The 15,759-nt window shown below is 72.0% G+C and carries 2 protein-coding genes (1 of these 2 running past the window's edge); both read left to right on the forward strand.

Annotated elements, in window-relative coordinates:
- Window positions 1–10,661: the end of a type I polyketide synthase gene (locus E0L36_RS27735; protein WP_308416782.1), read on the forward strand. Its footprint begins 25,174 nt before the window's first position; 10,661 of the gene's 35,835 nt are visible here — the last part of the coding sequence; the start codon falls outside the window, past its left edge; its stop codon occupies window positions 10,659–10,661.
- 69 nt (window positions 10,662–10,730) lie between these two features.
- Window positions 10,731–15,734, forward strand: coding sequence for a type I polyketide synthase (locus tag E0L36_RS16780; protein WP_180929798.1), 5,004 nt, complete (start codon window positions 10,731–10,733; stop codon window positions 15,732–15,734).
- The last annotated feature ends 25 nt before the right edge of the window (window positions 15,735–15,759 follow it).

The following is a 15,759-nucleotide window of genomic DNA, read 5'->3' on the forward strand; positions in this document are numbered from 1 at the left end:
GGACGGTGCTGGTGACTGGTGGTACGGGTGGGCTGGGTGTGCTGCTGGCCCGGCACCTGGTTGTCGAACGGGGTGTGCGGAGGCTGGTGTTGACCAGTCGTCGGGGGTTGGCGGCTGAGGGTGCTGGTGCTGTGGTGGAGGAGTTGGCGGGGTATGGCGCGCGGGTTGATGTGGTGGCCTGTGACGCTTCGGATCGGGAGCGGCTGGCGGAGGTGCTGGCGGCGATTCCGGCCGAGCACCCGCTGATCGGTGTGGTCCACGCCGCCGGCGTCGTCGACGACGGTCTGATCGGTTCGCTCTCCCCGGAGCAGCTGCGCCGGGTGTGGGAGCCGAAGGTCCGAGCCGCGGTGAATCTGCACGAGTTGACGCGGGACGCTGATCTGGCGTTGTTCGTGCTGTACTCCTCGGTTTCGGGGGTGCTGGGTGGTGCCGGTCAGGCCAACTACGCGGCGGCGAACACCTTCCTGGACGCGCTGGCGCAGCACCGCCGGGCCCAGGGTCTGGTGGCGACCTCGCTCGCCTGGGGCCTGTGGGAGCAGAACAGCGGCATGACCGGAGAGTTGGCCGCGGCCGACCTCCGCCGTATGAGCCGGATGGGTCTGGCACCGCTGCCGTCCGCCGAGGGGCTCGAACTCCTCGACCGGGCCAGTGTGTTGGTGGACGGGGCGCTGGTCCCCGCCCGCCTCGACCTGGCCGCCCTGCGCGGTCAGGAGACCATCCCGGCCGTGCTGCGCGGCCTCGTCCGGCAGGCGCCCAGCCGCCGTACGGCCCAGGCGTCCGTCGCGGGGAGCGCCGGTTCCGCGCTGAGCGCCACGCTGGCGGCGCTCAGCAGCCGGGGCGAACGTGAGCGGCACCTGGTCGACCTCGTGCGGGGGCATGTCGCGGCGGTGCTGGGGCACGCCTCGGAGGCGACGGTGGACGCCGACCGCTCCTTCAAGGAGCAGGGCTTCGACTCGCTGACCGCCGTCGAGCTGCGCAACCGGCTCGGCTCCGCCACCGGCCTGCGCCTGCCCGCCGCCCTCGTCTTCGACTACCCGACCCCGGTCGCGCTCGCCGACTACCTGTACGGCGAGCTGTGGCAGGAGACGGACGCGACAGCCGACGCCGCGCTCCCCGCGCGCACCGCGCCCGCGGAGCCGGACGAGCCCATCGCCATCGTCGGCATGGCCTGCCGGTTCCCCGGTGGCGTGCGGTCGCCGGAGGACCTGTGGCACCTGGTGCGGGACGGCGTGGACACCATCGGCGCCTTCCCCACCGACCGTGGCTGGGACCTCGACGGCGTCTACCACCCGGACCCGGCCCACCAGGGAACGACCTACACCCGGCAGGGCGGGTTCCTGTACGACGCCGCCGACTTCGACCCGCACCTGTTCGGCATCTCGCCGCGTGAGGCGCTGGCGATGGACCCGCAGCAGCGGCTGCTGCTGGAGACCACCTGGGAGGCGTTCGAGGAGGCCGGAGTCGCTCCGACCGCCCTGCGCGGAAGCCGTACCGGTGTGTTCGCCGGTGTGGTGTCCACCGACTACGCGGCCCGGCTGGACGAGGTCCCGGGCGATGTCGAGGGATACCTGGGCATCGGCAACACCTCCAGCGTCGCCTCCGGGCGCCTGGCCTACACCTTCGGCCTGGAGGGCCCGGCCGTCACCGTGGACACCGCGTGCTCCTCTGCGCTGGTGGCCCTGCACCTGGCGGCCCAGTCGCTGCGGCAGGGGGAGTGTGACCTGGCGCTGGCCGGAGGCGTGGCGGTGATGCCCTCGCCGTACATGTTCGTCGAGTTCAGCAGGCAGCGTGGGCTGGCCGCCGACGGCCGCTGCAAGGCGTTCTCCGCCGAGGCGGACGGCACCGCGTGGTCCGAGGGCGTCGGCGTGCTGGTCGTGGAGCGTCTGTCGGACGCCGTGCGCCAGGGCCACAACGTCCTGGCCGTGGTGCGCGGCACCGCCATCAACCAGGACGGCGCGTCGAACGGCCTGACCGCGCCGAACGGCCCGTCGCAGCAGCGCGTCATCAAGCAGGCGCTCGCCGGGGCGGGGCTGGCCACCACCGAGGTCGACGCGCTGGAGGCGCACGGCACCGGTACCGCGCTCGGTGACCCCATCGAGGCGCAGGCGCTGCTGGCGACCTACGGCAAGGACCGCCCCGAGGACCGTCCGCTGTGGCTGGGCTCGGTGAAGTCGAACATCGGCCACACGCAGGCCGCCGCCGGTGTGGCGGGCGTCATCAAGATGGTCATGGCGATGCGCGAGGGGGTCCTCCCGCGCACCCTGCACGCCGACGAGCCCACCCCGCACGTCGACTGGACCGCGGGCGGCGTCGAACTGCTGCGTGAGGAGCGGCCCTGGGACACCGACGGGCCGCGCCGCGCGGCCGTCTCGTCCTTCGGGATCAGCGGCACCAACGCGCACGTCATCCTCGAACAGCCGTCGGTGACCCACCGCGAGAGCGAGCCGGTGAAGGCCCCGGCGGGCGTCGTCCCGTGGGTGCTCTCCGGTAAGACGGACGCCGCGCTGCGCGCCCAGGCGGAACGCCTCGCCGCGTTCACGGCCGACCACCCCGCTCTCCCGCTGCCGCACGTGGGCCTGTCCCTCGCGGCGACCCGGGCCACCCTCGAACACCGCGCCGTCGTCCTCGCCGACGACCCGTCCGGTGTGCGCGCGGGCCTGGCGGCGGTGGCCGAGGGCCGGTCCACGGCCGAGGCCGTCAGCGGACTCGCCGAGAGCGACGGTGCCGTGGCGTTCCTCTTCACCGGCCAGGGCAGTCAGCGCGTCGGCATGGGCCGCGAGCTGTACGCCGCCTACCCGGTGTTCGCCTCCGCCCTGGACGAGGTGTGCGACGCCCTCGACGAGCACCTGGACCGTGCCGTCCGCACGGTGATGTTCGCCGAACCCGGCAGCGCCGACGCCGAGTTGCTGGACCAGACCGCCTACACCCAGCCCGCGCTGTTCGCCGTCGAGGTGGCCCTGTTCCGCCTCGCCGAACACTGGGGTCTGCGCCCCGACTTCGTCGCCGGGCACTCCATCGGGGAGCTGTCCGCCGCCCACGTCTCGGGGGTGCTGTCCCTCACCGACGCCGCGGCGCTCGTCACCGCCCGCGGACGCCTGATGCAGGCCCTCCCGGCCGGTGGGGCGATGCTGTCGGTGAAGGCGCCCGAGGAGGAGGTCCGCGAGGACCTCGCCGGACGGGAGGAGGCTGTCAGCCTCGCGGCGATCAACGGCCCCACCTCCGTCGTCGTCGCGGGCGACAGCGACGCCGTCGCCGAACTCGCCGAGCTGTGGCGGGAACGCGGCCACAAGACCCGGTTCCTGCGGGTCAGCCACGCCTTCCACTCCCCGCACATGGACGGGATGCTGGAGGAGTTCGGGGACTTCGCGTCCGGCCTGACCTACGCCGAGCCGCGCGTCCCGGTCGTCTCCAACGCCACCGGCGCGGTGGCCACCACCGCCGACCTGTGCGACCCCGCCTACTGGGTGCGGCACGTGCGCGAGCCCGTCCGCTTCCTGGACAGCGTCCGCTGGCTGCACGCCCAGGGCGTGCGGACCTTCGTGGAGCTGGGCCCGGACGGTGTCCTGACCGCCATGGCCGACGACTGCCTGGCTCCGTCCGAGCCCGGTGCGGCGGACGGCGAGGCGCTGCTGGTGCCCGTCCTCCGCGGCGACCAGCCCGAGGTGGCCTCCCTCCTGCGGGGCCTCGCCACCCTGCACGTCGCCGGGGTCACCGTGGACTGGACGGCGCTGTACGACGGCACCGGCGCCGAACGCGTCGCCCTGCCGACCTACCCGTTCCAGCGAGAGCGGTTCTGGCTGGAGTCGCCCAACACCGCCGGACGCCCCGGCCGTTCGGAGACCGACGCCGTCGAGCAGCGGTTCTGGGACCTCGTCGAGAACGGCGACATCGCCGCCCTCGCCTCGACCCTGGACCTCACCGACCCGGCGGACGACACCTCCGGCGGTGCGCGGCTGGACGCCCTGCTGCCCGCCCTGGCCTCCTGGCGGCGACGCCAGCGGGACCGCTCGACGCTGGACGCCTGGCGCTACCGCACCGGCTGGAAGCCCGTCACCTCGCTCACCACCCGCTCGCTGACCGGCGGCTGGCTCGCCGTCCTGCCGGGCGACGCGGCGGAGCACGGCCTCACCGGAGTCCTCGACGCCCTGCGCGACCTGGGCGCCGAGGTCACCGAACTCCCCCTGACCGAGGGGGACCTGGCGCGGGGAGCCGAGCACGTCACCGGTCTGCTGCGGGACGCCGCCGGCGCCGGGACCGTCACCGGGGTGCTGTCGTTCCTCGCCGGAGCCCACAACCTCGCCGCCACGCTCACCCTGATGCGGGCGCACGCGACCGCCGGGCTGGACGCACCCCTGTGGTGCGCCACCCGCGGCGCCGTGGCCGTCACCCCCGAGGAGCGGATCACCGATCCCGCCCTCGCACAGGTGTGGGGCCTGGGCCGCGTCTTCGGGCTGGAGCACGCCCCGCTGTGGGGCGGTCTCGTCGACCTCCCCGCCGAGCTGGACGAGCGGGTGGCCGCGGGCTGCGCCGCCGTCCTGGCCAACACCGACGGTGAGAACGAGTGCGCGGTGCGCCCCTCGGGCACCTTCCTGCGCCGCCTCTCCCGCGCCACCTCCCCGGCCGACGCGGGCCGCGCGCCGTGGAAGCCCACCGGCACCGTCCTGGTGACCGGCGGGACCGGCGGCCTCGGCGCCCACGTGGCCCGCTGGCTGGCCCGCTCCGGAGCCGAGGACCTCGTCCTCACCAGCCGGCGCGGCGCCGACGCCCCCGGCGCGGACGAGCTGGCGGCCGAACTGACCGCCCTCGGCGCGCGGGTCTCCGTCGTGGCCTGCGACGTGGCCGACCGGGACGCCGTCGCGGAACTCCTCGACGACCTGCCCGGACGCCAGCCGCTCCGCGCCGTCGTGCACGCCGCGGGCATCGGCCACTTCACCTCCGTACTCGACACCACCGAGGCGGAACTCGCCGACGTGCTCTCCGCGAAGGCGGACGGCGCCGCGCACCTCGACGCGCTCCTCGGCGACCGGGAACTGGACGCCTTCGTCCTGTTCTCCTCCATCGCCGGGATCTGGGGCAGCGGCCACCAGGGCGGCTACGCCGCCGCCAACGCCTACCTGGACGCCCTCGCGCTCGACCGGCGGGCCCGTGGCCTCACCGCCACCGCCGTCGCCTGGGGCGCCTGGGCGGACGGCGGCATGGCCGACGGCGAGATGACCGAGCACCTGGCGCGCCGCGGTATCCGCACCATGCGGCCCGATCTGGCGATCTCCGCGCTCCAGCACGCGCTGGACCTGGACGACGCCCAGGTCACCGTCGCCGACGTGGACTGGGAGCGCTTCGTCCCGGCCTTCACGGCCGCGGCGCCCAGCCCACTCATCGGCGAACTGCCCGACGCGCTCCCGCACCTGACGGAGACCTCGCCCAGCGCGGCCCCCGTCGTCGCCGACACCGACCTGGCGCGCCGCCTGGCGGGCAGCGGCGTCGAGGAGCAGGAGCAGGTCCTCAACGAGATCGTCCTCACCGAGGTCGCGGCCGTGCTCGGGCACTCCGGGACGGCCGGGATCCAGGCGAGCCGCGCCTTCAAGGACCTGGGCTTCGACTCGCTGACCGCCGTCGAGCTGCGGAACCGCCTGAACGCGGCGACCGGCCTGCGGCTGTCCTCGACGCTCGTCTTCGACTACCCGACGCCCGAGGCGCTCACCAGCCACCTGCGCGAGGAACTCGTCGGCTCCGTACCCGCCGCCGGCCACACCGGCTCCGCGGCGGCGCACAGCGACGAGCCCATCGCGATCGTCGGGATGGCCTGCCGCTTCCCGGGCGGTGTCGAGTCGCCGGAGGACCTGTGGCGCCTCGTCGTCGAGGGCGGCGACGCCCTCGGTGGTTTCCCCGCCGACCGCGGCTGGGACGTGGAGGCGCTCTACGACCCGTCCTCGCGCCGCCCCGGCACCTCCTACGTCCGGGAGGGCGGATTCCTCTACGACGTGGCGGAGTTCGACGGCGAGTTCTTCGGCATCTCGCCGCGTGAGGCGCTGGCCATGGACCCGCAGCAGCGGCTGCTGCTGGAGACCTCCTGGCAGGCGCTGGAGCGTGCCGGGCTGCCGCCCACCTCGCTGCGCGGCACGCCCACCGGCACCTTCGTCGGATCGAACGGCCAGGACTACGGCACCCTGCTGCACCAGGCCCCCGAGGCCGTGGCCGGATACCACGCGACCGGCAGCGCCGCCGCGGTGGTCTCCGGACGGATCTCCTACGCCCTCGGGCTGGAGGGCCCGGCGGTGACGGTGGACACGGCGTGCTCCTCTTCGCTGGTCGCCCTGCACATGGCGGTCCAGTCACTGCGGAACGGCGAGTGTGAACTCGCCCTCGCCGCCGGTGTCACGATCATGTCCACCCCGGGCGCCTTCGTGGAGTTCAGCCAGCAGCGCGGCCTCGCCGCCGACGGCCGCTGCAAGGCGTTCGCCGAGGCCGCCGACGGCACCGGCTGGGGCGAGGGCGTCGGCGTGCTCGTCGTCGAGCGGCTGTCGGACGCACGGCGCAACGGCCACCAGGTGCTGGCCGTGGTGCGTGGCTCCGCGATCAACCAAGACGGCGCGTCGAACGGCCTGACCGCGCCCAACGGCCCGTCGCAGCAGCGTGTCATCACCCAGGCCCTGGCCAACTCCGGGCTGTCCACCGGCGACGTGGACGCCATCGAGGCGCACGGCACCGGTACGACGCTGGGTGACCCGATCGAGGCGCAGGCCCTCCTGGCCACCTACGGCAAGGGCCGCGACCCGCAACACCCGCTGTGGCTGGGCTCGGTGAAGTCGAACATCGGCCACACCCAGGCGGCGGCTGGTGTCGCGGGTGTTATGAAGATGGTGATGGCGATGCGCGCGGGCGTGCTGCCGCGCACCCTGCACGTGGATGAGCCGAGCAGCCACGTCGACTGGTCGGACGGCACGGTGGCCCTGCTCACCGAGCCCGTCGACTGGGAGGGCGGCTCCGGACGGCCGCGTCGCGCCGGTGTCTCGGCCTTCGGCATGTCGGGCACGAACGCGCACGTGATCGTGGAGTCCGCTCCCGAGGACGTCGAACGCGGACCGATCGTGGTGTCCGGCCCCGACGGCCTCTCCGGCTCGCCGGTGCTGCCGTGGCTGGTCTCGGCCCGCTCGGCCGACGCGCTGGCCGCGCAGGCAAGGCAGCTGTCGGCCGCCGTGGCCGACGGCGACCCGGCCGACGTGGGCTGGAGCCTGCTCTCCTCCCGCTCCGTGCTGGAACACCGCGCGGTGGCCTGGGGAGTCAAGGCCGACGAACTCAGCACCGGCCTGGACGCCCTCGCCTCGGCCGGCGTCGCGGCCAACGTGGTCTCGGGCGCGGTGAGTTCGGGTTCCGGTGCGGGTTCGGGTGTGGTGTTTGTGTTCCCGGGTCAGGGTTCGCAGTGGGTGGGGATGGGGCGTGGGTTGTTGGAGTCCTCGCCGGTGTTCGCTCAGCGGTTGGCTGAGTGTGAGGCGGCGTTGGCGGCGTATGTGGGGTGGTCGTTGCGTGAGGTGTTGTGTGGTGTGGATGAGGGGTGGATGGAGCGGGTGGATGTGGTTCAGCCGGTTCTGTGGGGTGTGATGGTCTCCCTGGCGTCTGTGTGGGAGTCGCTGGGTGTTACTCCGTCGGCTGTGGTGGGTCATTCGCAGGGTGAGATCGCGGCTGCTGTGGTGGCGGGTGCGTTGAGCGTGGAGGACGGCGCTCGTGTGGTGGCGTTGCGTTCGCGGTTGATCGGTGAGGTGCTGGCTGGTGGTGGCGGGATGGTGTCGGTCGCGGAGGGTTTGGAGTGGACCGAGGCTGCCGTCGAGAGCGTGGAGGGCGTCTCCGTCGCCGCCGTGAACGGTCCTTCGGCGACGGTGGTGGCGGGCACGGTGGCTGGTCTGGAGGCGTTGGTGGCCCGGGCGGAGGGTGAGGGTGTGCGGGCGCGTTGGGTGCCGGTGGACTACGCCTCGCACTCCGTCCAAGTAGAGGCGATCGAGCAGCAGTTGATCGAGGCGCTGTCCGAGGTTGCCCCGCGTGAGGCGCGCGTCCCGGTGGTGTCGGCGGTCACCGGTGAGGTGATCGATGGCACGGGGATGGATGGGGAGTACTGGTACACGAACCTGCGTCAGTGTGTGCGCTTCAGTGAGGCGGTCAACGTGGCGCTGGGCATGGGCTGTTCACGCGCCATCGAGGTCAGCGCCCACCCGGTGCTGACGATGGGCGTCGAGGCCATCGCGGAAGAGGCCGGTATCGAGGCAGCTGTCGTCGGCACGCTGCGCCGCCAGGAGGACGAGAACGCCCGACTGATCGCTAACGCGGCCGAGTTGTGGGTGTGCGGCGTCGAGATCGACTGGACCGCGGTGTACGCGGGCCGCGCCGTCCGCCAGGTCGACCTGCCCACCTACGCGTTCCAGCGGGAGCGGTACTGGCTGGAGGTGGCGGCGTCCGGTGGGGCTTCCGGCTCCGCTGGTGTTGAGGACCCGGTGGACGCGGAGTTCTGGGGTGCTGTGGAGAGCGGTGATGTGGAGGCGCTGGCTGGGGAGTTGGTGGGTGAGGAGCGTGAGGCGTGGCGGTCGGTGCTGCCGGGTCTGGCGGCGTGGCGTCGGCGGGGTCGGGAGTTGTCGACCGTCGAGAGCTGGCGCTACCGCGTGGTGTGGCGCGGACTGTCCGACCTGGGCGAGCCGAAGCTCTCGGGCCGTTGGCTGATGGTGGTGTCTGAGGGGTTCGAGGGCGGTTGGTTCGAGGCGCTGAGTGGTCTGGTGGCGGAGTGCGGTGGTGATGTGGTTCCGGTTGAGGTGCCGTTGGATGGTGTGGACCGGGAGTGTGTCGCGCGGCTGCTGACCGAGGCGGCTGGTGAGACGCCGGTGGCGGGTGTGCTCTCGCTGTTGGCCTTCGCGGATGACACCTGGGTGACGGGGCTGCCCGTAACCCAGGGGGTCTCCGGCACCTTGGCCCTGGTCCAGGCGATGGAGGACCTGGCCTGGCCGACCCGGCTGTGGTGTGTGACGCGCGGCGCGGTGTCCACCGGCCAGGGCGACGTGGTGAGCCATCCCGCACAGGCTGAGGTCTGGGGCATGGGCCGGGTCGCGGCGCTGGAGTTGCCGCAGCAGTGGGGTGGGATGGTGGATGTTCCGGTCGAGGTGGATGACCGGGTGCTGCGCCGGATCGCTGAGGTGCTGGGCCAGCGTGACGGCGTACTGGAGGACCAGGTGGCGGTGCGGTCCGGCGGGGTGTTCGCGCGGCGGATGGCTCCGGCGCCGTTGGGTGAGGAGCGTCCGGCGCGGGAGTGGAAGCCGCGAGGGACGACGATCATCACGGGTGGTACGGGTCTGCTGGGTGGCCGGTTGGCCGACTGGATGGCGCGGAACGGTGCCGAGCACCTGGTGCTGACCAGCCGTCGCGGGATGGACGCCCCCGGTGCCGAGCAACTGCGTTCCGAGCTGACGGAGCTGGGTGCTCGGGTGTCGATCGAGGCGTGTGATGTGACCGATCGGGACGAACTGGCCGCTCTGGTGGGCCGGTTGGACGAGGCGGGTGAGGACATCCGCTCGGTCATGCACACCGCGGTCCTGTACGAGCTGGGCTCCCTGAGTGAGACGAGCCTGGAGCAGTACGCGAACGTCATCGACGCCAAGATCGTCGGCGCTCAGCGGCTCGCGGAGCTTCTGGGGCACCGGGAGCTGGACGCCTTCGTCGTCTACTCGTCGGTCTCCGCGCTGTGGGGCAGTGGCGACCACGGTGCGTACTCGGCGGCCAACGCCCACCTGGACGCGTGGGCCCTGCAACAGCGTGCGGCCGGGGTTCCGGTCACGGCGGTGGCCTGGGGCATCTGGGACGCCGTCAACGAGCGCGACAGCCAGGACGCGGCGGAGCGGCCGATCATCAACCAGCGCGCCCAGCGTCAGGGGCTGCCGTTGATCGACCCGGATCTGGCGTTCCAGGCGTTCCAGCAGGTGCTGGACCATGACGAGGTGTGTGTCGCCGTCGCCGACGTGGAGTGGGAGCGCTTCGCGCAGCTCTTCACGTCCGCCCGGGAGACCCACTTCCTCAACGAGATACCGCAGGCACGCCAGTTCCTGGAGGGAGCGAACGAACCGGAGAGGACGGCGGACGCGGACAGTGGCGAGTCGGAGCTGCTCAGGCGGCTTCGCGAACTGCCGGACGCCGACCGGGACAACGAGCTGATGGACTTCGTACGGGCGCAGGCGGCGGCGGTTCTGGGCTACAGCGGCCCGGAGACGATCGAGCCGAATCGGGCCTTCCGCGAGATCGGCTTCGACTCCCTCACCGCTGTCGAGCTGCGGAACCGCATCGGACGGGCCGCGGGCCTCAAGCTGCCCGCGACGCTGGTGTTCGACCACCCGACCGCCACCGACGTGGTCGCGCTGCTCCGCTCCGAGATGGCGCTGGAGAGCGACACCACCCGTGGTATCGGAACGGCGCTGGAGGAGCTGGAACGGCTCCAGACGGCACTGGCGGCCACCACGCCCGACGGCGGCACCCGCATGAAGATCACCCAGCAACTCCAGGCGCTCCTGGACCAGTTCACGGGTGAGGGGGCCACGGGCTCCGACGCCGGCGACCAGCCGGAGGAGGACCTGGAGACGGCCTCCGCAGACGACATGTTCGACCTCATCGACCGGGAGTTCGGCACTTCCTGACCCAGACCACCCGGGCGATCCTCCGCCCCTCACCCGGCACGCCCTACGCTCCCGTGGAGAACGTCGACGATGGAACAGAACGAAGCAAAGCTCCTCGATTACCTCAAGCGCGTCACCGCCGACCTGCGCCAGGCCAAGCACCAGCTGGCGATGGCGGAGGAGAAGAACAGCGAGCCCATCGCCATCGTCAGCATGGCCTGCCGCTACCCCGGCGACGTCAGCTCGCCGGAGGACCTGTGGCGGCTGGTGGAGGAGGGCGGTGACGCCGTCTCGGGGCTGCCCGCGAACCGTGGCTGGGACCTGGACAACCTCTACGACCCCGACCCGGACGCGCACGGCAAGAGCTACGTCCGGGAGGGCGGATTCCTCCACGACGTCGCGGACTTCGACCCGGAGCTGTTCGGCATCTCCCCGCGTGAGGCGCTGGCGATGGACCCGCAGCAGCGGGTGCTGCTCGAACTGGTCTGGGAGGCGTTCGAGCGCGCCGGTTTGCCGCCGACCGGGATGCGTGGCACCTCCACCGGCGTCTTCGTCGGCTGCAACCCGCTCGACTACCGCTCCGGCATCCCGGAGATACCCGAGGGCTTCGAGGGGCACCTCCTCACGGGCAGCGCCAGCAGCGTCGTCTCCGGCCGGGTGGCCTACACCTTCGGCCTGGAGGGGCCCGCGCTCACCTTCGACACCGCCTGCTCCTCCTCCCTCACCGCCCTCCACCTCGCCTGCCAGTCCCTGACCCGTGGCGACAGCGCCCTGGCCATCGCCGCGGGACTCGCGGTCATGTCGACATCCGACGAGTTCACCAGCTGGAGCCGCCAGCGCGCGCTGGCCGCAGACGGCCGCTGCAAGGCGTTCGCCGAGTCCGCCGACGGGATGGGCCTGGCCGAGGGCGCGGGCGTCCTGCTGCTGGAGCGCCTGTCGGACGCGCGGCGCAACGGCCACCAGGTGCTGGCCGTGGTGCGTGGCTCCGCGATCAACCAGGACGGAGCGTCGAACGGCCTGACGGCCCCGAGCGGCCCGGCCCAGCAGCGCGTGGTCCGGCAGGCGCTCGCCAACGCCGGGCTGTCGGCGGCCGATGTGGACGCGGTGGAGGCGCACGGTACGGGGACCTCGTTGGGTGACCCGATCGAGGCGCAGGCGCTGCTGGCCACCTACGGCCAGGACCGTCCCGAGGGCCGTCCGTTGTGGCTCGGCTCGGTGAAGTCGAACATCGGCCACGCCCAGGCCGCCGCCGGTATGGCGGGCGTCATCAAGACCGTGATGGCGATGCGTGCGGGCGTACTGCCGCGCACCCTGCACGTGGAGGAGCCGAGCAGCCGCGTGGACTGGTCGGCTGGCGCGGTCTCGCTGCTGGCCGAGCCCATCGCCTGGGATCCGGTGGCCGACCAGCCGCGTCGCGCCGGTGTCTCGGCCTTCGGTATGTCGGGCACGAACGCGCACGTGATCGTCGAGGAGGTTCCAGCCGAGGTCCCGGGGCCCGAGGTGGTACCCGGCACCCAAGGTGGCCTCACCGGTTCGCCGGTGGTGCCCTGGCTGGTGTCGGCGCGCTCTGCCGAGGGGCTGAAGGCACAGGCGGGACGGCTCGCCGAGGTGGCCGGTGTGGGCGCGGAACCCGTGGACGTGGGCTGGAGTCTGCTGTCCTCGCGTTCGATGCTGGAACACCGCGCGGTGGCGTGGGGGGTCAAGGCCGATGAGTTGAACTCCGGCCTGGAGGCGCTGAGTTCGGACGGGGTCGCCGGAAACGTGGTGACGGGCGCCGTGGACGGCGGCCCGGCCGGTTCCGGTTCGGGTTCGGGTGTGGTGTTTGTGTTCCCGGGTCAGGGTTCGCAGTGGGTGGGGATGGGTCGTGGGTTGTTGGAGTCCTCGCCGGTGTTCGCCCAGCGGTTGGCTGAGTGTGAGGCGGCGTTGGCGGCGTATGTGGAGTGGTCGTTGCGTGAGGTGTTGTGTGGTGTGGATGAGGGGTGGATGGAGCGGGTGGATGTGGTCCAGCCGGTTCTGTGGGGTGTGATGGTCTCCCTTGCTGCGGTGTGGGAGTCGCTGGGTGTTACTCCGTCGGCTGTGGTGGGTCATTCGCAGGGTGAGATCGCGGCTGCTGTGGTGGCGGGTGCGTTGAGCGTGGAGGACGGCGCTCGTGTGGTGGCGTTGCGTTCGCGGTTGATTGGTGAGGTGCTGGCTGGTGGTGGCGGGATGGTGTCGGTCGCGGAGGGTTTGGAGTGGGCCGAGGCTGCCGTCGAGAGCGTGGAGGGCGTCTCCGTCGCCGCCGTGAACGGTCCTTCGGCAACCGTCGTCGCGGGCACGGTCTCTGGTCTGGAGGCGTTGGTGGCTCGGGCGGAGGGTGAGGGTGTGCGGGCGCGTTGGGTGCCGGTGGACTACGCCTCGCACAGCATCCAGGTGGAGGCGATTGAGGAGCGGTTGCGGGAGGTGCTGGCCGGGGTTGCCCCGCGTGAGGCGCGCGTCCCGGTGGTGTCGGCGGTCACCGGTGAGGTGATCGATGGCACGGGGATGGATGGGGAGTACTGGTACACGAACCTGCGTCAGCGTGTGCGCTTCAGTGAGGCGGTCAACGTGGCGCTGGGCATGGGCTGTTCACGCGCTATCGAGGTCAGCGCCCACCCGGTGCTGACGATGGGTGTGGAGGCCATCGCCGAGGAGGCCGGCATCGAGGCCACCGTGGTTGGGACGTTGCGGCGTGATGAGGAGGAGAACGCCCGACTGATCGCTAACGCGGCCGAGTTGTGGGTGCGCGGCGCCGAGGTGGACTGGTCGGCGGTCTTCGCCGGACGCGCGGTCAACCGAGTTGAGCTGCCGACGTACGCGTTCCAGCGGGAGCGGTACTGGCTGGAGGTGGCGGCGTCCGGTGGGGTTTCCGGCTCCGCTGGTGTTGAGGACCCGGTGGACGCGGAGTTCTGGGGTGCTGTGGAGAGCGGTGATGTGGAGGCGCTGGCTGGGGAGTTGGTGGGTGAGGAGCGTGAGGCGTGGCGGTCGGTGCTGCCGGGTCTGGCGGCGTGGCGTCGGCGGGGTCGGGAGTTGTCGACCGTCGAGAGCTGGCGCTACCGGGCGGTGTGGCGCGGTCTCTCGGAGCTGGGCGAACCGAAGCTCTCGGGCCGTTGGCTGATGGTGGTGTCTGAGGGGTTCGAGGGCGGTTGGTTCGAGGCGCTGAGTGGTCTGGTGGCGGAGTGCGGTGGTGATGTGGTTCCGGTTGAGGTGCCGTTGGATGGTGTGGACCGGGAGTGTGTCGCGCGGCTGCTGACCGAGGCGGCTGGTGAGACGCCGGTGGCGGGTGTGCTCTCGCTGTTGGCCTTCGCGGATGACACCTGGGTGACGGGGCTGCCCGTAACCCAGGGGGTGGCGGGGACGCTGGCCCTGGTCCAGGCGGTGGAGGACCTGGCCTGGCCGACCAGGCTGTGGTGTGTGACGCGTGGCGCGGTCGCGACGGGTCTGGGCGATGTGGTGACCAGCGCGGTGCAGGCTGAGGTGTGGGGTATGGGCCGGGTCGCGGCTTTGGAGTTGCCGCAGCAGTGGGGTGGGATGGTGGATGTTCCGGTCGAGGTGGATGACCGGGCGCTGCGCCGGGTCGCTGAGGTGCTGGGCCAGCGTGGTGGGTTGCTGGAGGATCAGGTGGCGGTGCGGTCCGGTGGGGTGTTCGCGCGGCGGATGGCTCCGGCGCCGTTGGGTGAGGAGCGTCCGGCGCGGGAGTGGAAGCCGCGAGGGACGACGATCATCACGGGTGGTACGGGTCTGCTGGGTGGCCGGTTGGCCGACTGGATGGCGCGGAACGGTGCCGAGCACCTGGTGCTGACCAGCCGTCGCGGGATGGACGCCCCCGGTGCCGAGCAACTGCGCGACGAACTCGCCGCGTTGGGTGCTCGGGTGTCGATCGAGGCGTGTGATGTGACCGATCGGGACGAACTGGCCGCTCTGGTGGGCCGGTTGGACGAGGCGGGTGAGGACATCCGCTCGGTCATGCACACCGCGGTCTTCTACGAGCTGGGTCTGCTGAGTGAGACGAGCCTGGAGCAGTACGCGAACGTCATCGACGCCAAGATCGTCGGCGCTCAGACGCTCGCGGAGTTCCTGGGGCACCGGGAGCTGGACGCCTTCGTCGTCTACTCGTCGGTGGCCGCGCTGTGGGGCAGTGGCGATCACGGTGCGTACTCGGCGGCCAACGCCCACCTGGACGCGTGGGCCCTGCAACAGCGTGCGGCCGGGGTTCCGGTCACCGCGGTGGCCTGGGGCATCTGGGACGCCGTCAACGAGCGCGACAGCCGGGACGCGGCGGAGCGCCCCATCATGAACCAGCGCGCCCAGCGTCAGGGGCTGCCGTTGATCGACCCGGATCTGGCGTTCCAGGCGTTCCAGCAGGTGCTGGACCACGACGAGGTGTGTGTCGCCGTCGCCGACGTGGACTGGGAGCGCTTCGTCCAGCTGTTCACGTCCGCCCGCGAGACGAACTTCCTCAACGAGATACCGAAGGCACGCCACTTCCTGGAGGCCAACACCGCCGAGCAGGTGGTGGACAGCAAGGGCGGCGAGCCCGAGCTGCACCGACGGTTGCGTGAACTGCCGGAGAGCGAACGGGACCACGAGCTGATGGACTTCGTGCGCGCACAGGCGGCGGCGGTCCTGGGCCACAGTGGCCCGGAGACGATCGAGCCGAATCGGGCCTTCCGCGAGATCGGCTTCGACTCCCTCACCGCCATCGAGCTGCGGAACCGCATCGGACGGGCCGCGGGCCTCAAGCTGCCCGCGACGCTGGTGTTCGACCAACCGACCGCCACCGACGTGGTCGCGCTGCTCCGCTCCGAGATGGCGCTGGAGAGCGACGGGCCCGGCGCCATCGGATCGGCGCTGGACGAACTCCAGCGGTTCGACGCCGCGTTGGCCGCCTCCACACCCGACGGTGACACGCGCATGAGGATCACCCAGCAGTTGGAGGCACTGCTCGTGCGGCTCGCCAGCGACGGATCGGGCGGCTCCACGACGGCGGACGACCAGCCGACGAGTGAGGAGGACTTCGCGGAGGCCTCCGCCGACGACATGTTCGCCCTCATCGACCGCAGGTTTGGCACCTCCTGACCCGCGCCCCCCAGACAGCACCGGG

Source organism: Streptomyces sp. AJS327, assembly GCF_013450295.1.
GTDB lineage: Bacteria > Actinomycetota > Actinomycetes > Streptomycetales > Streptomycetaceae > Streptomyces.

What these genes read in the sequence shown, in the direction of transcription:
- E0L36_RS16780 (WP_180929798.1), top strand. Translation starts at nt 10,731, where the DNA reads ATGGAACAGAACGAAGCAAAGCTCCTCGATTACCTCAAGCGCGTCACC.